The following is a 20,214-nucleotide window of genomic DNA, read 5'->3' as shown; positions in this document are numbered from 1 at the left end:
GCTACTCGCCCGATACGTCCGCAGGATGGTAAGCACAGCCAAGCAGCTTGCTCAGATGCAATAACGCCGCTTTTAGAGAGGCGCTCCATGAGCGCCATCTTCAATCGAGATAAAAGGTCGGCGCCGTCGGCAGCTCTTTAAGCAGGTGCCGCAGATTACTGCACCATTGTTCACGGATCGCCTCAAAATACGGGTCACCTTCGGTAATCCGATGGCCTGCGGGAAGCTCCAGGCTGTCCTTGCGGTAGACCATCAGATCCAACGGCATTCCGACCGATAAATTGCTGCGGATTGTGGAGTCGAAGGAAATGAGTGCACAGCGCATCGCCAGATCCAGCGAAGTGGTATAGCTGAGGGCTCGGTCCAGAATCGGCTTCCCGTACTTGCTTTCGCCGATCTGGAAATAAGGCGTGTCAGTGGTCGCGCAGATGAAGTTGCCTTGGGGATACAAGTTATATAACTCGGGTTCTTCACCCGCGATTTGTCCGCCGATCAGGAATGAGCTGGTCATATCAATTTCCGGGCCTGTGCCCGGCGCGCTGTCGTGTGCAACGACCTCACGCATGGTTTCCCCCACCAGACGAGCGGCAGCGAAAAGGGTCGGCACGTTGTTCAGATGGATGCCCTCGCCCGTCAGTCGATGGCGTAACAAACTGACCACCGCCTGCGATGTTGCCAGGTTGCCGGCCGTTTGCAGCACGATCAACCGTTCGCCGGGGATCCCAAATCGATAGAGTTTGCGAAACGTCGCGATGTGGTCAACGCCAGCATTGGTTCTCGAATCCGAAACGAACACCAGTCCGTCTGCCAGGTTCATGGCTACACAATAGGTCATGCTTTTCTGGCTCGTTAAGTAAAGGTTGGCCGTATAGGGGAGCGCAAATAAATAGCCCAGTCAGCGCCGACGATTGGCCCGGTCACTACTGCGCGGCCATTTGCATAGGCATTACCTGAACGTGTGCATGCATCGACTCGCTTCCACCGCCTCGGCGCATGCCTCGAACAGGACAGGCATCAAGATAATCCAGCCCGACAGCCAATTTGAGATGGCGGTCGGGGCGAATCAGTCGATTGGATACGTCAAAGCTGTACCACTGCCCCTCAAGCCACGCCTCAACCCACGCATGACTGGCGAGATGGCCGCTGTCGTCGGTCAGCAGATAGCCAGATACATAGCGCGCAGGAATGCCCAGCGAGCGACTACACGCGATGAACGCATGACTGTGGTCTTGGCAGACACCCGCGCCGCCGGCAAATGCCTGTGCAGCGGTGCTTTCCACTTGAGTGGCGCCGGGCGTGTAGATCATGTGGTCGGCCAGAGCGTTCATCAATCCACTCAGCGCGTCCCGGTCGCGGCGCGCACCGCACTGGCTATGGGCGAAGTCTTTGAGTGCGCCGTCAGACTGTGTCAGGGAACTCGATCGCAAGAAAGGCAACGGTGATCCTTCTTCGGCTTCGCACTCACAGGTCTCGTCAATTTCTACTTGGCCCTGCGCACGGATGATCAATTCGTCATGCGGTTCATCGAGTGTCAGCACATGCAAGACATTGCCGTAGGGATCACGTTGTGCACGGACGGGTCTGGGCAGCTCAAGCTGCCAGTTGAAGACATGCTGCCGTTGGCTCTGCTGAGGTGTCAGCCGCAGGTACTGGATACTCGCGCGGACCTGGTCCTGGTAGCGATAACTGGTGTCATGGCTGATGGATAGCTTCATGCGGCCTCCAGATAAGAAGAATGAATGGCGCTACCCAGCCGCCCTATTTGATCAATGTAGGCTGTAATCCAGTCATGCAGACCGGTGTCGAGCACCTCATCGATGGCGGTGTAGCGCAAGCCGGCTTCCAGCTCGGAAGCCAGGCGTTGAGCAGGCCGACCGTTATCGCCGGGCAGACTCGCCAGAATCAGTTGCAGTTCGACCAGGCAGGAGCGCAGCGACCGCGGCACGTCAGCCCTGAGCAACAACAACTCGGCGACCTTCGCCGTGCGTGGCGAACCGCGATAGATTTCCGCGAAGGCTTCGAACGAGGACAGCGCTCGCAGCAAGGCGCTCCACTGGTAGTAGGCCCGAGCGGACCTGTCGTCCAGGATCTCGCTTTCCTCACCCAGTAACTCGTGCCGGGCATCCAGCAAACGCAACGTGTTGTCGGCTCGCTCGATGAACGTACCGAGACGAATGAACCGATAGGCGTCGCTGCGCATGATGGTGCCCACGGTGGCGCCTCTGAACAGATGCGAGCGCTCCTTCACCCATTCGCAAAAGCGGCTGATGCCGTATCGCCCGAGCCCCTGCTCCGCAATGCCAGGCATTTCCAGCCAGGCGGCGTTGATGTTCTCCCACATATCCGATGTGATGCGACCGCGCACAGCGTGCGCGTTGCTACGCGCCAGGCGCAGACAATTGAAGAGGCTGGCGGGATTACGCTCGTCGAGCGCAAAGAAATGCAGCATCCGATCAACGTTCAGCTCACCTTCCTGCTCCCGATAAAGATCCAGCGTACCGGTGATCAACAGCGGCATTGCCAGTTCATCGAGGCCGTCGCCGCGCCCATCCTGCGGCATCAGTGAAAGCGAATAGCTGACCTCCAACATGCGCGCCATGTTCTCGGCACGCTCCAGATAACGCGACATCCAGTACAGATCGGCAGCCGTTCGACTGAGCATCAGCAATCCTCCACGATCCAGGTGTCCTTGGTTCCGCCACCCTGAGATGAATTGACAACCAGAGATCCCTCCCGCAGTGCCACGCGCGTCAAGCCGCCAGGCACCAGGCGCGTCTCGCGGCCGCTCAGCACGAACGGACGAAGGTCGATGTGCCGAGGCGCGATGCCGTTGTCCACGAAGGTTGGACAGGTCGACAGACAAAGCGTCGGCTGAGCGATATAGGCGCTGGGATTGGCCTTGAGCCTGTCACGAAACAGCTCGATCTCAGCGGTGCTCGCGGCCGGGCCGACCAGCATGCCGTAACCGCCAGACCCCTGTGTTTCCTTGACGACAAGGTCTTTCAGGTTGGCCAATACATGCGAAAGATCGGCAGGCTTGCGGCATTGCCAGGTCGGCACGTTGGCCAGAATCGGCTCCTCGTCCAGGTAGAAGCGGATCATGTCGGGCACGAACGGATACACCGACTTGTCATCGGCAACGCCAGTCCCGATGGCATTGGCCAGGATCAGATTGCCTGCTCGATAGGCTGATAGCAGCCCCGGCACACCCAGCGATGAATCAGGGTTGAAGGCCAACGGATCCAAGTACGCATCGTCCAGACGCCGATAGATGACGTCGACTTTGCGCGCTCCGGAGGTAGTACGCATGTACAGGCATTCATCACGAACGAACATGTCCGCGCCTTCGACCAGCTCCACGCCCATCTCGCGGGCAAGAAAGGCATGCTCGAAATACGCGCTGTTGTAGCGGCCCGGCGTCATCACCACTACACAGGGGTTATCCAGCGGACTGGCGTTCTTCAGCGTCTCCAACAACAGGTTGGGGTAGTGGTTGATCGGTGCGATGCGCTGGGCTGAAAACAGCTCCGGAAACAGCCGCATCATCATCTTGCGATCTTCCAGCATGTAGCTGACGCCGCTTGGTGTGCGCAGATTGTCTTCCAGTACGTAGTAGGTCCCGTCACCGTCACGCACGAGGTCAACGCCAGCGATGTGCGCATAGAGGTTGCGGTGCAGATCCAGACCCTGCATGGCCGGTTGATAGCCGTCATTGGCCAGTACCTGCTCTGCTGGAACCAGTCCCGCCTTGATGATGCGCTGGTCACGATAAAGATCGGCCAGAAACATGTTGAGCGCCTGCACCCGCTGGATGCATCCCCGCTCCACGGTTCGCCACTCGCTCATGGGGATCGAGCGAGGAATGGTGTCAAACGGCAGAAGACGCTCGGTGCCCTGGTCATCGCCATAAAGGGTGAAGGTGATCCCGGCACGGTGAAACAAGAGGTCAGCCTCACGCCTACGCTGCGCGAGCAACTCGGGAGGCGTATCGGAAAGCCAGGTCGAGAACGCTTTGTAATGCGAGCGGCAGTTGCCCTGCGCATCGTACATCTCATCGTAAAAAACGCGGTCCATGCAGAGCCCTCGAACAGAAACCTGCCCAACAGCAGTGCAAAGTACGCGCCACGCAGTGGAGGCCCGCTGATTACGAGCGCAGCGGGCTATGCATCCGCGCACGGCGCACTGTTGCAGAGCGTCGTGGAGCGTGAGTGAAAGGCTAACGCCCCGCTTTGAGACAGGGCTCACGTTTTTTAGGCGATGGCTTCTGCGAAACGCTTCGCTGGCGTTACGGATACCTGCAAAGAGGCAGGCGCAATCAGGCAGCAATTCGACGACAGCCCGACTTCCGACCGATCACTACGAAAACAATCGGAAGCGAGCAGCGCCACAAACAGCGATGTGTGTCGCCACGGCAACCGACGCTGCCCTTCAGCGCGGCATCATCCGCACGCCGGACAGTTCCGACAGCGGCCCCGGTCGGCCAAGGTGATAGCCCTGCACGTAGTCGACACCAATCTCCTGCAAACACTCGAGAATGGCCGCCGACTCGACGAACTCCGCCACAGTGCTCAGCCCCATTTCGTGCCCAATGTTGTTGATGGACGCCACCATGGCCCGCGCAATCGGGTCCTGGTCAATGTCCCGCACGAAACTGCCATCGATCTTCAGGTAATCCACAGGCAAGGTCTTCAGATAGCCGAAGGAAGACAAACCGGAGCCGAAGTCGTCCAGCGCGAAACTGCAGCCCACCGCCTTGAGCCTGTTCATGAAAGTCATCGCGCGGCTAAGGTTGGCGATTGCTGCGGTTTCGGTGATTTCGAAACACAGGCAATTGGGGGGAATCCGGTGACGCTCGATGGCTGACAGGACAAATTCGAGAAAGCTCTCCTCCCCCAGCGAGGTCGCCGAAAGGTTGATTGAATAATGCCCGAGTGACGCACCGGGGCGACGACGTAGATCGCCGACCCACGCCAGGAAATTACCCACGACCCAGCGGTCCACCGCCGGCGCCAGGTCGTAGCGCTCGGCAGCCGGCATGAAGGCACCGGGAGGAATGATGCTGCCATCCTCGCCCTGCATGCGTACCAGCACTTCATAACGTTGCGAACCGTCGTCGCCTGCGGCACGCACGATGGGCTGGACGAACAGCCGTAGCAGGTCGCCGTCCAGCGCTTGCCTTAGCCGCTGCGTCCATTGCATCTCGCCGCGGCGCTCCATCAACTGTTGGTCGTCCGCCTGATACACATGCACGCGGTTGCGACCGCCGTCCTTGGCCGCATAACAGGCGCTGTCAGCGGCGCCCAGCAAAGGACCGAGCGTTTTAACGTGTTCATCAATAGCCACCAAGCCGATGCTGGCGCCCACCGCAAAACTCTTGCCGTCCCAGCTGAAACGAAACTCGTCTACCGCGTGGCGTATGTCTTCGGCCACCCGCACCGCCTGCTGCAACGAGCAGTCGTTGAACAGGATGCCGAACTCATCGCCACCCAGACGCGCCAGCCAATCACTACCGCGCACGCGGCCTTTCAGTAACTGGCCGAGTTGGCGCAGCAGCTCGTCACCGGCTGCGTGGCCACAGGTGTCGTTGACCACCTTGAACTGATCCAGGTCCATGTAGCAGAGAACCTGTTCGCCACCGCTGTATTCACGCAGCAGAGATTCGATTCGATGTTCGAACGCAGAGCGATTCATTAGCCCGGTGAGGTTGTCGTGGTTGGCCTGGAAGGTCAGCTTACGGGCCAGCTGATGAGTAACCGTGATATCGCGAAAGGTCAGCACCGCACCGATGATTGCGCCTTCGGCGTCGCGGATTGGCGCTACCGCATCCTGCACCGCCAGTCGTGTTCCATCGGGCCGCTGCAGAAAGCCCGGCGGCCGTTCGGTTCGATCCTGACGGTCACTTCTGCGCCGCAGACCTAGGCCGGCGGCGTTGGGCAGTCGCGCACCGGTTGCTTCGTCGAAAAGCTGATACACCTCATCAAGTACCAGCCCTTGTGCGGCAGCCTGACTCCAACCGATGAGGCGCTCCGCACTGGGGTTAAGGTAGCGCACACGCCCGACCCTGTCGGTGGTGATCACACCATCGCCAATGGATGCCAGGGTGACCTGGGCGAGCATCTTCTCCGCAAACAGTTGCTCCTCGACCTGCCGGCGTTCGGTGATGTCTCGCACCATGCAGACAAACGCATCATCCGGGCGACCACCCTGGCTGGCGGTCAGCTCTGCGGCGAACAACTCGCCGTCTTTGCCGTGCAGCATCATTTCGGCTTTCAGCTCGCCGCCGGCTTCCGGCAACAGCGACGCGTTGCTGCCTACGACAAAACGTTGAAAGGGCTGCCCGATGATCTGCTCGGCCGGCAAGCCGAACAGACGCTCAGCGCCGGGATTGCAACTGGTCAGGATGCCGTCTCGGCCATAGGTGACTATGCCGTCGCGAATGTCCCGCACGATGGTCTGCGTCTTAGCCACGGCATCTTGCAGGGCGCGGATTACCTTGTTGTATTGTTCCGCGATCTGGCCTACCTCGGTAAAAGGCTCTACCTCAACTTCGCGCTGGAACTGCCCTCGCCGCTGATGTTCAGCCATGGCATCGAGCAGCTCGATCAATTCAGTGCGTGCGCCATGCTCGCTGACGTTCAGCCCCACCCGCTCGTCATCGGGGCCCACCCGCATCGGGTGATAACGATTGATCACACGCAACAGCAGATAGGTCACGCCAAAGGCCCAGACCGCGCACACCAATACGCCCTGCAGCTGAACCATCAGCTGATCGAGGCGACCCAGGCCAGTGCCGAGCAGTAGCGGGTCAGCGAACAGCGGCACCGCAACGGTGCCCCACAAGCCGGCCGCCAGGTGCACCGGTACTGCGCCGACGGCGTCATCGATACCGCAGCGCACCAATAGTCGGTCCGACAGCCACATGGCCAGTCCCCCGCCTGCGCCGATCAGCAGGGAATCGGCAATGCCGACCGCATGTGCGCTCGCGGTGATAGCCACCAGCCCTGCGAGCATGCCATTGAGCAACGCGACGGGTGCGATGTAGCCGTGGCGCCACTGCGACAGCAACATCGACAAGGCCATGCCGGCCATGCCTGCCACTACAGTATTGACGACAATTCCCGGCACACGCCCGTCGAAGCTCAGGGTGCTGCCACCGTTGAAACCGAACCAGCCGAACAGCAGCAGCAAGCCGCCCAGCATCGCCAAGGGCAGGTTCGAACCCGGCATGTTCTGCCGCAACCACTTGCTATCGAAGCGTCCCGCGCGAGGGCCGATGACCATGACCGTTGCCAGCGCGATCCAGCCACCGACGCCGTGCACCACGGTGGAACCGGCAAAGTCGACAAAGCCTTGCTGCGCGAGCCAGCCCTGCCCCTCACGCAGGGCTCCCCCCCAGGCCCAATGGCCGAACAACGGGTAGATCAGACCAGCCGACAGGGCAGCGACGATCAGATAGGCATTGAAACGCATACGCTCGGCCGCGGCGCCGGACACGATGGTGGCGGCGGTCGTGCAAAACATGGCCTGGAACAGGAAGAACGCCATCGGCCAGCTGTCGTCGATGGCGAATTCGAGCATGAACAGGCCCGAGCCCATCAGGCCGTCCTGGCTGGTACCGAACATCAGCGCGAAGCCGAATAACCAATACAACAGCAAGGCGATGCACAGATCAGCCATGTTCTTGGTTGCGACGTTGATAGCGTTCTTGCTGCGCGTCAGACCAGCCTCCAGGCACAGAAAACCGATCTGCATGTTGAACACCAGCCCGGCGCAGAGCACTACCCAGAGAATATCGATGGAATCTTTCGGCATACGTGTCCCATGGAAGAAGTCCGCAGCGGCGGCGGTATGCACAGCACCTGGCGGTGCTGGCCTCTGGCTATTTGCCAGAAACGTGCCAGTCCGAAAAAGACTTTTTGGTCAGGATGCGAGCAGGTCATACATCGCGCAGAAGACCTGCACCATGGCCTCTGGGCTGCGCCCCGGCCCGCCCGCGCAATGGCCCCAGTCTGAGACCAGCACGCGCAGTTCGGCGTTGGGCATGAGCGAGGCTTCGTGGCGTGCGTCCTCCACGGTGAAGTAAAGGTCTGTGCTGCTCGGCATGATGATCACCCGCGCTGAGAGGCCGACCAGTGCGTCCTCCAGGCTGTCCGCGCCGGCCAGCACAGACGGATCAGCCGACTGCCAGGTAGCAAGCACGCACAGCAGATCGTTGGCATCCTGTTCCAGATGGTCTTGCTCCCAGTAGTCGAGCAAGGCTTCGACACTGGTGAAACCCAGCTCACGCCACTGTTCATTGCGAAAGAACGCCTGCGAGTAGGCCCAACCGGCATAGGCGCGACCGAAGGCTCGCAGGCCGCGTTCGGGTGCTTCGCTGTAGCGCCCGCCCAGCCAGGCTGAGTCAGCCTGCAGCGCCGCCTTTACACCTTCGAGGAAGACGAAGTTGTGCGGCCAGCAGCGCGCCGTGCAGCAAAACGGCAGGATGCTTTGCACCTTTTCAGGGAACAGCAATGCCCAGTAAAGCGCCTGCATTCCGCCCATGGACCAGCCCGTCACCAGCCGCAATTGCCAGGACGGCACGAACAGCTGGTCGAGCAGCATGCGTTGCGCCCGCACGTTGTCAGCCAGCGTGATTCGGGGGAAGTCCGCGCCCTGCTGCCCTGCGGCGGCATTACTGGGGGAGCTGGACCAGCCGGCACCAAATAGGTTGGTCAGCACCACACAGTAGTCGCCACTGCCCAGGGGGCTGCCTGCACCAAGCAGGGGCAGACTGCCCCAATGCGAGCCACCGTAATAGCTGGGAATCAGCACGATGTTGTCTCTCTGGGCATTTGGCGACCCCACAACCTGATAGCACAACCTCGCTTTTTGCAAAGTCTGACCGCTGTCGAGCACTAGATCGCCCAGCTCTGCGTACCGCTTTAGTCCTTCAACTTCAATCACTTGCGGGCCTCCCGAGGCACATTGGCGAAAACCTTTGCGGGCTTCGCCTATCCTTTTCTATACACACTGGCATGTATATTGGATGAAGGATTCGTGCCACAGCGCATGACGCTGGCCCGAATTCAGCAAGGGATTTCCTACCATGACAACCTTTCCGCTTTCCCAGATCGACGAACTCAAACAAGGCCTGCAGGACAAGGGCGTCAAGTACGCCATGGCCAGCTACGTGGACATGCACGGGGTGATCAAGGGCAAGTTCGTGCCACTTGCCCATCTCGGCCAGATGCTGCGCGGTTCCGAGCTCTATACCGGCGCTGCGCTCGACGGCGTACCGCAACAAATCAGCGACAACGAGGTTGCCGCCATGCCCGACCCGGCCAGTGCCACCCAGTGCAGCTGGAACCGCAGTCTGGCCTGGTTTGCCAGCGACCTGTACCTCGACGGCAAGCCGTTCGACGCCTGCTCACGCGGCATCCTCAAGCGCCAGACCGAAGCTGCGGCAGAGATGGGTTACAGCTTCAACCTGGGCATCGAAACCGAATTCTTCCTCTACAAGGACACGCCGGATGGCGGCTTCGCCCCGCTCAGCGATCGTGACACCGCGGCCAAGCCCTGCTACGACCCGCGCCTGCTGATGGACAACCTGCCTGTGATCGATGAGCTGGTCGAGGCCATGAACGAGATGGGTTGGGGCGTTTATTCCTTCGACCACGAAGACGCCAACGGCCAGTTCGAAACCGACTTCAAGTATTCCGACGCGCTCACCATGGCTGACCGCTTCGTGTTCTTCCGCATGATGGCCAACGAGATCGCACGCAAGCACGGAGCCTTCGCCACCTTCATGCCCAAGCCTTCGGCGCAGCGCACCGGCAGTGGTGCGCACTACAACATGTCGCTGGCCGACCTGGCCTCGGGCAAGAACCTGTTCGAAGTGGACGGCGACGACCCCCACGGCTGCGGTGTCACCCCGCTCGCCTACCACTTCATCGCTGGGGTACTGAAACACGCCAAGGCCATTTGCGCGGTCATCGCGCCAACGGTGAACAGCTACAAGCGGCTGATCCGTAAGGGCGCCATGTCCGGCTCGACCTGGGCACCGGTGTTTGTCTGCTACGGCAACAACAACCGCACCAATATGCTGCGCATTCCATCCCAGGGCGCACGGGTGGAATGTCGCGCCGCAGACATCGGCTGCAACCCTTACCTCGGCGCTGCGATGATCCTCGCCGCCGGCCTGGAGGGCATTCGCGAAAAACTCGAGCCGGGCCGACCGCACCGCGAAAACATGTACGACTACAGCGAAAAAGACGTCGCCGACATGGGCATCGAGACCCTGCCGCGCACGTTGTCCGAAGCCATCGACGCCTTCGAGGCTGACCCGCTGTCACGCCAGGTCTTCGGCGACGCCATGTACCAGGCCTTCGTCGACTACAAACGCGACGAGTGGAACGCCTACCACACCCATGTTTCCGACTGGGAAATCCAGCGCTACCTGAAATTCTTCTGACCAGATGAAAAGGAGATTCACCATGCACGCCAATACCTTCAAGCGAGCACTCTGTGCCGGCGCCGTCATCTTTGCTGCGCTTTCGCCATTCGCCGCCCAGGCCGAAGAAAAGAAAAGCTTCGACATCGCCTGGACCATCTACGCCGGGTGGATGCCCTGGCAGTACGCCGACGAGTCGGGAATCATGAAAAAGTGGGCCGACAAGTACGGGATCGAGGTGAACATCACCCAGATCAATGACTATGTCGAGTCAATCAACCAGTACACAGCGGGCCAGTTCGACGGCGTGGTCGCCACCAGCATGGATGCACTTTCGATCCCGGCTGCGGGCGGCGTCGATACCACAGCACTGATCGTTGGCGACTACTCCAACGGCAACGATGGGCTGGTGATGAAGGGCAGTGCTGATCTGAAAAGCCTCAAGGACCAGCAGATCCATCTCGTCGAACTCTCGGTTTCGCACTACCTGTTGGCCCAGGCGCTCGACAGCGTGGGGATGAGCGAGCGCGATGTTCAGGTGGTGAACACCTCGGATGCCGACCTGGTCGCCGCCTTCAGCACCGACGACGTGCGCAACGTGGTGACCTGGAATCCGCTGCTGGATGAAGTCGCCGCCATGCCCGACGCGCACAAGGCCTTCGACTCCAGCAATATCCCCGGTCACATCAAGGACCTGACCATCGTCAACAGCGAAACGCTGGCGGACAACCCGGACTTCGGCAAAGCCCTGGTGGGCGCCTGGTACGAGGTGATGGGCATACTCGAAAGCGATACCGAGGAAGGCGCCAAGGCACGTGCGGCCCTTGGTCAGGCATCGGGCACCGATCAAGCCGGTTACGAAAGCCAGCTCAAGGGCATGAAGATGTTCTGGACGCCGGCCGATTCATTGGCCTTCATCGAGAGCGACGAGGCCTACCAGGCCATGAACAGCGTTCGTCAGTTCTCATTCGATCACGGCCTGCTGGGCGACGGTGCCGACTCGGTTGATTTTGTCGGCATCGCCATGCCGGGCGACAAGTTGCTCGGCTCCGAGACCAACGTCAAACTGCGCTTCGATACCACCTACATGCAAATGGCGGCGGATGGAAAGCTGTAATAGCGTCTGGCTTCTAGCTTCCAGTCCAACGCTGGAAGCTAGAACGCCCTCGCCCCACCCTCATCCCCGACGATCAAGCCCATGCGCCGTACCAAAGAAGACGCCGAGCAAACCCGCCTGAAGATCATCGCCGCCGCGCTGGAGCTGTTCAGCAAGAACGGTTATTCCAATACAACGCTGGCGATGATCGCTGACGAAGCGGGTTTCAGCCGTGGGCCGATCTACTGGCACTTCAAGAACAAGGACGAGCTGTTTCAGGCGGTTATCGGATTTTCCCAGCAGCCGCTGGAAGAGTTGATCACGCAGAGCCTGGCCATGGCAGATCAGCCGCGGTCAGCGCTTGAACACTTCATCAGCGAGTGGTTTCGCCTGTTGCTGGAGGATCGATGGCACCGCCAATCGTTCGAGATCTTGTTGAACAAGACCGAATTCACCGAGCAGATGGCCGATACGCTCAAGCGTGAGCGCAAACTGACACGCGACATCGTCAAACTGCTGGAGCGGCTGATCGAAGCGGCGGACTCCGACACTGCCCCAGCCCCAGCCAAGCCTCACAGCCGTGCGCTGCTTCTCTACGCGAGCCTCATGGGCATCACCCACAGCTGGCTGTTCTCGCCTGAACTATTCAGCCTCAAGTCGCAAAAGGCGTTGTTCACCCAGCAACTGCTGGCCGCCTGGCCACGGACCTAAGCTGGCGCAGCCCCACGTAACCCGACCCAGCGGGTTCCTTATTTCCAATCAGTACAAAGCACAATGCTGGCAATACGCGGCTGAGCGTCAGTGAGTGCGTCTAACACCGAGCGACGGTAACCCGAATTAGTTCTTCATCCATGCCAGATAGACTTTCCGGTGGATACACAGCGGCAAACCTGATGGATAGAACTCAGGCTCCTGCACCGGAGGGACTCTGCATGCAAGCCACAAGAACCATTCTGGCAGCCGCCATTTCCGTACTGCTCATCAACCACGCCTACGCGGTTAATGAATCAACCCAGGACCAGACGGGGTCCGACAACTGCGCCAATGTCTTCCAGCGAGGCGAAGACAGCAGTATTTCCCAGCGCCAGAGCGGTACAGGCAACGTCGCCGATGTTGTGGAGTCCGGTGGCTTCTCTACATTCTCTTTCACGCAGGATAGCACCGGCAACGTGCTGACAGCAGAGCAAGGCGGACGCTCGACGACAGTGGTCGGTCGCTCCACAGGCAACGACAACCGGGTCGAACAGGGTTTCGATGGTAGTAGTCTCATCATCGACCAGAACGGGACGGCCAACGAGATCGATGTAGTTCAGATGGGCTATTACAGCAGCGGCACCGTCGAGCAGGTCGGGACGGAGAATTACGCGTCGCTCGTGCAGACCGGTGCGTGGGACAACATGCAGCAATACGACGCGACCATCATGCAGTACGGTACGGGCAATTCGGCATTTGTCACGCAGGGGCCATAGCGCCTGGGGCCTGCTGCCGCCACATCGCAGCAGGCCGTTTCAATCCACAGCCAAAGCACGGCGCACGACCCGCTCAAGGTCATTGAAGAAAAAAGGCTTTTGCAGCGTCGGAATGTGCGCGTAGCGCGGGTCCATTCCGACCGAGCCATAGCCGGTCGCGAATATCAGCGGAATGTTGCGGCCAATCAGTCGATCAGCAATCGGAAAGCTACTTACCCCGTCCAGATTGACGTCCAGCACCGCCAAGTCGAAATCACCGCTCTCGGCTACCTGCATGCCTTCGGCAAAGCGCGGCACCAGCTCCACATGCTTGCAGCCGATATCCTGCAGCATGTCTTCCAGAAGCATCCCGACCAGCGCCTCATCCTCGATGACCAGCACTCTCGAAAACAAAACACTCATTGCAATTGCACCTCGATATCGCAGACAACGCCACCACTGGGAAAAGCGAGACATACTTCAGCGTTCAGTTCACCAGCCAGACCGCGTTCGAGCAGCCGCGACCCAAAACCTTTTCGAATGGGTGGTAAAACGAACGGCCCGCCGACCTCTTCCCAGTGCAACTGCAAGGTGGCTGACTGCTCCGACTGTAACCGCCTCCAGACGATGCGAACCTGACCCTCGTCGCTGGACAAAGCTCCATATTTGGCCGCGTTGGTACACAGCTCATGCAGTGCCATGGCCAGCGCCAGTGCCTGCTTGGGCCGCAACCGCTGCGCCGGCCCCTCGCTGATGAAACGCTGGCGACCATCGACCCGAAACGGCGCGATCGCCTGTTCGATCACCTCACGCAGGTCAGCGGCTTGCCAGTTCTCCCGAGACAACACGTCGTGCGCCTTGGACAGCGCTATCAGACGCCCTTCAAACCATTGATAGCCCTGGTTGCTGGCGTCGCGACGAAAGCTTTGCGCAGCAATCGACTGCACCGTTGCGAGCGTGTTTTTGACCCGATGATTGAGCTCATTGAGCAACAGCTGGCGATGGTCTTCGGCGACCTTTCGCTCGGTGATATCGACCAGCATGTTGACCGCACCGATAAGCTCGCCCGCGCCATTGCGCAGCGGCGCGGGATAGGCGAGAAACGGCACGCGGGTTCCGTCAGGGCGCTCGGCTATCGCTTCGGCCCCCTGGATTGCGCTGTTTTTGGTGACCGCCACCGCCATCGGACAATCTTCGTAAACCATCGGCGTGCCGTCTGGCCAATACAACCGCCAGGTCACGCACCACTCATCGCTCCCGATCACCGGCACACGCCCGGCCAGCTCGACACAAGCCTGGTTGAAATAGCTGACCTTACCATTCGCATCGGTGGTGTAAACGGCTGTGGGCAAGGCTTCCAGAAGATCGCGCAAGCGCTGTTCTGCCTCACGGTTGGCGGCCTCCAGCTGCTTGCGTTCGGTGATGTCGCGGGTAATTGCCAACTGCACGTAACCGCCGCTGGATCCATTGCTCCCGTCCGGCATCGTCATGGGCACCGCGTGGGTTTCCATGTGCCGCCGTTCCCCGGCAAGATTGATGATGTCGAATTCCCAGCTGAGTTTCTCGCCGTCGCAAACGCGCAGATGTTGCGCCTGCCAAGAGGCGCGGTGCTCAGACGCGACCAACTCGAATACGCAGCCACCCTCCACGTCCTCTGGAGCATTTGCTGCCAGCATCCGCAGGCCAGCAGGGTTCATCTGTACCAACGTCCCGTCGCGATCAACCACCTTCACGCACTCGGGCGTGTGGTTCACCATCGCACTCAACCAATCGACGTTACGCCGCCGGTCAGCACTTGATTGCCGCGCAGGTGTAATAGCCTGGAAGCAGATGACGGCGCCGGTGATCTGCCCGGCGTCGTTGCGCAGCGCTTCGATATTGGCCAGTGCGGCCGCCGGAATGCCATCGGGACGCTCGATCAGCAGCGCGACGTCCTGAGCGGAGCGTCCCGTGCGGATCGTGTGTCCCAACGGGGTATCGGCAAGGGGTATCAGCTCGCCATCGCTTCGGATTATTCGCAGACGGCCATGACTGGCTAACACACCGCCGCACAGCTGATCGGCCATTCGGTTGTAGCGCAGCACGGCGCCATTGGCGTCGAGCACGCACACACCCATAGGCATGACGTCGAACACGGGATCATCGAACGGCGACGAATCCGCAAGGGATTCGGCTACCAGGTTCGCACCGGGGATATTTGCAATCTGCATCAGCACCTTTCACGACCAGTCGATGGATGTCCCGCCGGCAGAGTTTACCGAACCAAGCGAGACGGCGAGTCCAGACAGCCCAGCAGTATTCACCGCAAAGGCCAGCGTGTGCATTTATGCAGACCAGCTATGCAGCGAGCCGCATTGATGTCGGCAAATATGCACTCTAGGATCAGGACAGCTCCATCCATTCTTCTATCCAAAGAACAACAATCGCTAGGACACGCCATGACCCAGTCAAGTGCCATCCCCACAGTCAAACTCCTGATCGGCGGTGAGCTGGTCGAGTCGTCAACCAGCGAATGGCGCGACATCGTCAACCCGGCGACGCAGGAAGTCCTGGCCCGCGTGCCCTTCGCCACCGAAGCGGAGATGAACGCCGCTGTCGCCAGTGCCAAGGAAGCCTTCAAGACCTGGCGCAAGACCCCCATCGGTGCACGCTCGCGGATCTTCCTCAAGTACCAACAGCTGATCCGCGAAAACATGAAGGAGCTCGCCGCTATCCTCACCGCCGAACAGGGCAAGACCTTGCCGGACGCTGAAGGTGATGTGTTCCGCGGGCTTGAGGTGGTTGAACACGCCGCCGGCATTGGCAATCTGCAACTGGGCGAGCTGGCCAACAACGTCGCCACCGGCGTCGACACCTACACGCTGCTGCAGCCGCTGGGTGTGTGCGCAGGCATCACCCCGTTCAACTTCCCGGCAATGATCCCCTTGTGGATGTTCCCCATGGCGATTGCCACCGGTAATACTTTCGTCCTCAAGCCGTCCGAACAGGACCCGATGGTGACCATGCGTCTCGCCGAACTGGCGATGGAAGCAGGCGTGCCGCCGGGTGTGCTGAACGTCATTCACGGCGGCGCCGAAGCGGTAAACCTGATTTGCGATCACCCGGACATCAAGGCCGTTTCCTTTGTCGGTTCAACCAAGGTCGGCACCCATGTCTACAACCGCGCCAGCGGAGCCGGTAAGCGCGTGCAGTGCATGATGGGTGCGAAAAACCACGGCATCATCCTGCCCGATGCGCACAAGGAGCAGACCCTCAACAACCTCGTCGGCGCGGCTTTCGGCGCAGCTGGCCAGCGCTGCATGGCGCTGTCGGTGCTGATCCTGGTGGGCGAAGCACAGAGCTGGCTGCCGGATCTGGTCGCCAAGGCCAAAACATTGAAGGTTAATGCGGGTGCTGAAAGCGGGACCGATGTCGGCCCCGTGGTGTCCTGTGCTGCACTGGATCGCATTAGCTCGCTGATCGAGCGGGGCGTGTCCGAAGGCGCAGAGCTGGCCCTCGACGGCCGCAACCCGCAGGTCTCGGGCTTTGAGAAAGGCAACTTCGTCGGGCCGACCATCTTTTCCGGGGTGAAGCCGGACATGACCATCTACCGTGAGGAAATCTTCGGCCCGGTGCTCTGCGTGATGCAGGTCGACACCCTCGACCAGGCCATCGAGCTGATCAACGCCAACCCCAACGGCAACGGCACCGCCCTGTTCACCCGTTCTGGCGCCGCGGCCCGGCATTTCCAGGAAGAGATCGACGTTGGCCAGGTCGGCATCAACGTACCGATCCCGGTGCCGGTGCCAATGTTCTCCTTTACGGGTTCGCGCGCCTCGAAACTCGGCGACCTCGGCCCGTATGGCAAGCAGGTGGTGCAGTTCTACACTCAGACCAAGACCATCACCCAGCGCTGGTTCGATGAGAACGAGGTCGGCGGCCCGGTGAACACCACCATCAACCTCAAGTAACGGGATCGGCGTCGGCTAAACACCCGGCGCCGTTTCAGCCGTCAATCAGAACAAGAAGGAAACGGCCATGCATATCGGATTTCTAGGGCTCGGCAACATGGGCGGACCCATGGCGCGCAACCTGCTTAAGGCCGGCCATCAGGTCACTGTTTTTGACCTCTCGGCGGCTGCCGTATCGGGCCTTGTCGAAGCCGGCGCCAAAGAGGCGACCTCACCTGCTGCCGTCGCGGGCGCAGGGGTTGAAGCCATCATTACCATGCTGCCGGCTGCCGCGCATGTGAAGCAGGTCTACCTCGGTGAAGACGGGCTTCTGGCCAACGTCCAATCCGGCGTTCTGCTGATCGACTCCTCCACCATCGATCCAATGTCCGCGCGGGAAGTCGCCGCCGCCGCAGCAAACAACGGCAATCTCATGCTCGACGCTCCGGTATCCGGTGGCACGGTCGGCGCCGCGGCGGGCACCTTGACCTTCATGGTCGGCGGCAGCGAGGCGGACTTTCAGAAGGCGCAGCCGATCCTCGCCACCATGGGTAAAAACATCGTCCATTGCGGCGACACCGGTAATGGCCAGGTGGCCAAGGTCGCCAACAACATGCTGCTCGGCATCTCGATGATTGGCGTGGCCGAGGCCATGTCGCTGGGCGTGGCCCTGGGGATGGACGCCAAGGTGTTGGCCGGAATCATCAACTCGTCAAGCGGGCGTTGCTGGGCATCCGAGATCAACAACCCCTTCCCTGGCGTGCTTGAAAACGGCCCGGCCTCGCGTGGTTACAGCGGCGGGTTCGGCACCGATTTGATGCTCAAAGATCTCGGCCTCGCCAGTGAAGCGGCCAAACAGGTGCGCCAGCCGGTTATCCTCGGGGGTCTCGCGCAGCAGCTTTATCAGGCCTTCAGCATGCAGGGCCACGGTGGGCTGGACTTCTCCGCGATCATCAAACTCTACCGCCAAGAGGACGAGACATGACCCAGGCAGAAGCGCCGGTACTGATCGAGGTACGCAACCGCGTTGGCTATCTCACACTTAACCGCCCCGCCGGGCTGAATGCCGTCACGCTGCCCATGGTGCGGATGCTCCACGAGCAACTGCAAGCCTGGGCGGACGAGCCCGACGTAGTCGCCGTGGTGTTGCGCGGCGCCGGCGAGAAAGCCTTCTGCGCCGGTGGCGATATCCGCTCGCTGTACGACAGCTACAAGAGCGGCGACAGTCTGCATCGGGCGTTCTTCGAGGAAGAATATGCGCTGGACCAGTACATCCATGCCTACAGCAAACCCCTGCTGGCATTGATGAACGGCTTCGTGCTCGGCGGCGGCATGGGCCTGGTTCAGGGAGCCTCGCTGCGGGTGATTTCCGAGCGCACGCGAATGGGCATGCCGGAGGTCGGCATCGGCTACTTCCCGGATGTGGGCGGTAGCTATTTCCTGCCGCGCCTGCCGGGCAACCTCGGCCTCTACATGGGCCTGACCGGTAACCACGTTGGCTCGGCCGACGCGCTGTATGCCGGTCTCGCCGATTATTGCGTGCCTTACGAGCGTTTTGCCGAACTTGAGCAGGCGCTGGACCGCCAGGACTGGGGCACTGCGCCGGTGCAGGCACTGACCAACCTGCTGGAGTCCATGGGTTGCACCGAGTTGCCGGATGCGCCGTTCAAGGCGCTGTTCCCGGCCATCGACGAGCATTTTTCGCACGACAGCGTCGCCGCCATTCGCCAGTCGCTGGCCGCCGAAACACGCCCCGAGTTTCACGAGTGGGCAGCCGAGACGCTCAAAACCATGGACAGCCGCTCGCCGTTGTCGATGAGCGTCACGCTGGAAATGCTCCGTCGCGGTCGCAGCTTGTCGCTGGCCGACTGCTTTGCCATGGAGCTTCACCTGGACCGCCAGTGGTTCGACGAAGGCGACATCATTGAAGGCGTGCGCGCGCTGATCGTCGACAAGGACAAGAACCCTCGCTGGAGCCCACCTACGCTGGACGAAGTGACGCCCGCGCGCGTGGCAGCCTTCTTCGCCGGCGCCTGAGGAGCTGCCTATGCAAGACATTGAACTGAGCGAAGAACAACGGATGATCCGCGACATGGCGCGCGACTTCGCCCGCGCTGAAATCGCGCCGAAGGCCGAGGCCTGGGAACAGGCCGGCTGGATCGGTGACGACACTGTGACCCAGCTTGGCGAGCTTGGCCTGCTCGGCATGATCGTGCCCGAGCAATGGGGTGGCACCTATATCGACTATGTCGCCTATGCCCTGGCCGTCGAGGAAATCTCCGCCGGAGATGGCGCCATCGGTGCGCTGATGAGCATCCACAGCTCGGTCGGCTGTGGCCCGATTCTGAAATACGGTACGCCGGAGCAGCAGGACCAATGGCTGCCGGACCTGGCGGCGGGCCGCGCCATTGGCTGCTTTGCTCTGACCGAACCCCAAGCTGGCTCCGAGGCGCACAACCTGCGCACCCGTGCCGTGCTGGAAAATGGCGAATGGGTGATCAACGGCGCCAAGCAGTTCGTCAGCAACGGCAAGCGCGCCAAGATCGCGATCGTTTTCGCCGTCACCGACCCGGAGCTGGGCAAGAAGGGACTATCGGCGTTCCTGGTGCCCACCGACAACCCAGGCTTCGTCGTCGACCGCATGGAAAAGAAGATGGGCATCCGTGCTTCGGACACCTGTGGCGTCACCCTGCGTGACTGTCGCGTCCCCGAAGCCAACCTGCTCGGCCCACGCGGCAAGGGGCTGGCCATCGCCCTATCCAATCTCGAAGGCGGCCGCATTGGCATCGGCGCCCAGGCGCTGGGCATCGCCCGCGCCGCGTTCGAAGCAGCACTCGGCTATGCCCGCGAACGCATCCAGTTCGACAAGCCGATCATTGAGCACCAGAGCGTGGCGAACATGCTCGCCGACATGCACACGCGCCTGAACGCCGCGCGATTGCTCATCCTGCATGCCGCGCGCCTGCGCAGCGCCAACCTGCCGTGTTTGTCAGAGGCCTCCCAGGCCAAGCTGTTCGCTTCGGAAGTGGCCGAATACGTCTGCTCCAAAGCCATGCAGATCCACGGCGGCTACGGTTATCTCGAGGATTATCCGGTCGAGCGCTACTACCGCGATGCGCGCATCACGCAGATCTACGAAGGCTCCAGCGAAATTCAGCGACTGCTGATCGCGCGGGAGCTGAACAATTACGGGCTATGAGCCGACAAGCGATGCGTGCCCGCACAAGGCGTGGTCCAGCCGGGAGGACAGTACCAACGGGTAAGAGCACGCCGGGCCCTTGGCGGGCAATCGGCTAGATTTACAGAGCGAGA

The 20,214-nt window shown here is 60.9% G+C and carries 16 protein-coding genes; 8 read left to right on the top strand and 8 right to left on the bottom strand.

Annotated features, from left to right (window positions below):
• Positions 1-100: 100 nt before the first annotated feature.
• The 6 genes from AAGW23_RS09680 to AAGW23_RS09655 all read right to left on the bottom strand — a co-directional run bounded on the left by AAGW23_RS09680 (position 101) and on the right by AAGW23_RS09655 (position 8,943).
• Complete coding sequence (locus tag AAGW23_RS09680; protein WP_342406268.1) at positions 101-835, bottom strand: proteasome-type protease; 735 nt, start codon at positions 833-835, stop codon at positions 101-103.
• Between the two features lie 85 nt (positions 836-920).
• On the bottom strand, positions 921-1,715 hold the full coding sequence (locus AAGW23_RS09675) for a transglutaminase family protein (protein WP_342406266.1): 795 nt from the start codon (positions 1,713-1,715) through the stop codon (positions 921-923).
• Entirely contained in the window at positions 1,712-2,662 is a 951-nt protein-coding gene (locus tag AAGW23_RS09670) for an alpha-E domain-containing protein (protein ID WP_342406265.1), read from the bottom strand. The genes AAGW23_RS09675 and AAGW23_RS09670 overlap by 4 nt, the downstream gene beginning before the upstream one ends.
• Complete coding sequence (locus tag AAGW23_RS09665) at positions 2,662-4,074, bottom strand: circularly permuted type 2 ATP-grasp protein (protein ID WP_342406264.1); 1,413 nt, start codon at positions 4,072-4,074, stop codon at positions 2,662-2,664. Before AAGW23_RS09665 ends, AAGW23_RS09670 begins: the two co-directional genes overlap by 1 nt.
• A gap of 354 nt (positions 4,075-4,428) precedes the next feature.
• Positions 4,429-7,812 carry an ammonium transporter gene (gene amt, locus AAGW23_RS09660; protein WP_342406262.1) on the bottom strand — a complete coding sequence of 1,128 codons (3,384 nt, stop codon included), beginning with the start codon at positions 7,810-7,812 and terminating at the stop codon, positions 4,429-4,431.
• A 108-nt stretch (positions 7,813-7,920) separates the two neighbouring features.
• Positions 7,921-8,943: an alpha/beta fold hydrolase gene (locus AAGW23_RS09655; RefSeq protein ID WP_342406261.1), complete on the bottom strand. Its 1,023-nt coding sequence runs from the start codon at positions 8,941-8,943 to the stop codon at positions 7,921-7,923.
• Between the two features lie 142 nt (positions 8,944-9,085).
• Here AAGW23_RS09655 and glnT point away from each other — a divergent pair, with 142 nt between their 5' ends.
• From glnT to AAGW23_RS09635, 4 genes are all read left to right on the top strand, one after another.
• Positions 9,086-10,450 carry a type III glutamate--ammonia ligase gene (gene glnT / locus AAGW23_RS09650; protein ID WP_342406260.1) on the top strand — a complete coding sequence of 455 codons (1,365 nt, stop codon included), beginning with the start codon at positions 9,086-9,088 and terminating at the stop codon, positions 10,448-10,450.
• A 22-nt stretch (positions 10,451-10,472) separates the two neighbouring features.
• Positions 10,473-11,546, top strand: coding sequence for a putative urea ABC transporter substrate-binding protein (locus AAGW23_RS09645; RefSeq protein ID WP_342406259.1), 1,074 nt, complete (start codon positions 10,473-10,475; stop codon positions 11,544-11,546).
• Positions 11,547-11,627: 81 nt separating this feature from the next.
• Complete coding sequence (locus AAGW23_RS09640; RefSeq protein WP_342406258.1) at positions 11,628-12,236, top strand: TetR family transcriptional regulator; 609 nt, start codon at positions 11,628-11,630, stop codon at positions 12,234-12,236.
• Between the two features lie 221 nt (positions 12,237-12,457).
• Positions 12,458-12,994: a hypothetical protein gene (locus tag AAGW23_RS09635; protein ID WP_342406257.1), complete on the top strand. Its 537-nt coding sequence runs from the start codon at positions 12,458-12,460 to the stop codon at positions 12,992-12,994.
• 39 nt (positions 12,995-13,033) lie between these two features.
• On the opposite strand, the gene AAGW23_RS09630 is transcribed toward AAGW23_RS09635, so the two are convergent.
• Together AAGW23_RS09630 and AAGW23_RS09625 are read right to left on the bottom strand one after the other, a co-directional pair.
• Positions 13,034-13,396 carry a response regulator gene (locus AAGW23_RS09630; RefSeq protein WP_342406256.1) on the bottom strand — a complete coding sequence of 121 codons (363 nt, stop codon included), beginning with the start codon at positions 13,394-13,396 and terminating at the stop codon, positions 13,034-13,036.
• A complete protein-coding gene (locus AAGW23_RS09625; RefSeq protein WP_342406255.1) occupies positions 13,393-15,183 on the bottom strand; it encodes a PAS domain-containing sensor histidine kinase in 1,791 nt (596 codons plus the stop codon). The genes AAGW23_RS09630 and AAGW23_RS09625 overlap by 4 nt, the downstream gene beginning before the upstream one ends.
• 228 nt (positions 15,184-15,411) lie before the next feature.
• Between AAGW23_RS09625 and AAGW23_RS09620 the strand changes: the two genes are divergently transcribed.
• From AAGW23_RS09620 to AAGW23_RS09605, 4 genes are all read left to right on the top strand, one after another.
• Entirely contained in the window at positions 15,412-16,923 is a 1,512-nt protein-coding gene (locus tag AAGW23_RS09620) for a CoA-acylating methylmalonate-semialdehyde dehydrogenase (RefSeq protein WP_342406254.1), read from the top strand.
• A gap of 67 nt (positions 16,924-16,990) precedes the next feature.
• Positions 16,991-17,887, top strand: a complete 897-nt coding sequence (gene mmsB / locus AAGW23_RS09615) for a 3-hydroxyisobutyrate dehydrogenase (protein ID WP_342406253.1) — start codon at positions 16,991-16,993, stop codon at positions 17,885-17,887.
• Positions 17,884-18,939, top strand: coding sequence for an enoyl-CoA hydratase/isomerase family protein (locus AAGW23_RS09610; RefSeq protein WP_342406252.1), 1,056 nt, complete (start codon positions 17,884-17,886; stop codon positions 18,937-18,939). The genes mmsB and AAGW23_RS09610 overlap by 4 nt, the downstream gene beginning before the upstream one ends.
• A gap of 10 nt (positions 18,940-18,949) precedes the next feature.
• Positions 18,950-20,101: an acyl-CoA dehydrogenase family protein gene (locus AAGW23_RS09605; protein ID WP_342406251.1), complete on the top strand. Its 1,152-nt coding sequence runs from the start codon at positions 18,950-18,952 to the stop codon at positions 20,099-20,101.
• Positions 20,102-20,214: the final 113 nt, after the last annotated feature.

The sequence above is a fragment of the Stutzerimonas chloritidismutans genome, assembly GCF_038562055.1.
Lineage (GTDB): Bacteria > Pseudomonadota > Gammaproteobacteria > Pseudomonadales > Pseudomonadaceae > Stutzerimonas > Stutzerimonas chloritidismutans_A.
This window is presented reverse-complemented; position numbering and strand designations above follow the sequence as displayed.

Coding starts and splice junctions, on each gene's coding strand:
- AAGW23_RS09635 (WP_342406257.1), top strand. CDS start 12,458: ATGCAAGCCACAAGAACCATTCTGGCAGCCGCCATTTCCGTACTGCTC.
- AAGW23_RS09665 (WP_342406264.1), bottom strand. CDS start 4,074: ATGGACCGCGTTTTTTACGATGAGATGTACGATGCGCAGGGCAACTGC.
- AAGW23_RS09680 (WP_342406268.1), bottom strand. CDS start 835: ATGACCTATTGTGTAGCCATGAACCTGGCAGACGGACTGGTGTTCGTT.
- AAGW23_RS09625 (WP_342406255.1), bottom strand. CDS start 15,183: ATGCAGATTGCAAATATCCCCGGTGCGAACCTGGTAGCCGAATCCCTT.
- glnT (WP_342406260.1), top strand. CDS start 9,086: ATGACAACCTTTCCGCTTTCCCAGATCGACGAACTCAAACAAGGCCTG.
- AAGW23_RS09630 (WP_342406256.1), bottom strand. CDS start 13,396: ATGAGTGTTTTGTTTTCGAGAGTGCTGGTCATCGAGGATGAGGCGCTG.
- AAGW23_RS09620 (WP_342406254.1), top strand. CDS start 15,412: ATGACCCAGTCAAGTGCCATCCCCACAGTCAAACTCCTGATCGGCGGT.
- AAGW23_RS09670 (WP_342406265.1), bottom strand. CDS start 2,662: ATGCTCAGTCGAACGGCTGCCGATCTGTACTGGATGTCGCGTTATCTG.
- mmsB (WP_342406253.1), top strand. CDS start 16,991: ATGCATATCGGATTTCTAGGGCTCGGCAACATGGGCGGACCCATGGCG.
- amt (WP_342406262.1), bottom strand. CDS start 7,812: ATGCCGAAAGATTCCATCGATATTCTCTGGGTAGTGCTCTGCGCCGGG.
- AAGW23_RS09675 (WP_342406266.1), bottom strand. CDS start 1,715: ATGAAGCTATCCATCAGCCATGACACCAGTTATCGCTACCAGGACCAG.
- AAGW23_RS09605 (WP_342406251.1), top strand. CDS start 18,950: ATGCAAGACATTGAACTGAGCGAAGAACAACGGATGATCCGCGACATG.
- AAGW23_RS09640 (WP_342406258.1), top strand. CDS start 11,628: ATGCGCCGTACCAAAGAAGACGCCGAGCAAACCCGCCTGAAGATCATC.
- AAGW23_RS09610 (WP_342406252.1), top strand. CDS start 17,884: ATGACCCAGGCAGAAGCGCCGGTACTGATCGAGGTACGCAACCGCGTT.
- AAGW23_RS09645 (WP_342406259.1), top strand. CDS start 10,473: ATGCACGCCAATACCTTCAAGCGAGCACTCTGTGCCGGCGCCGTCATC.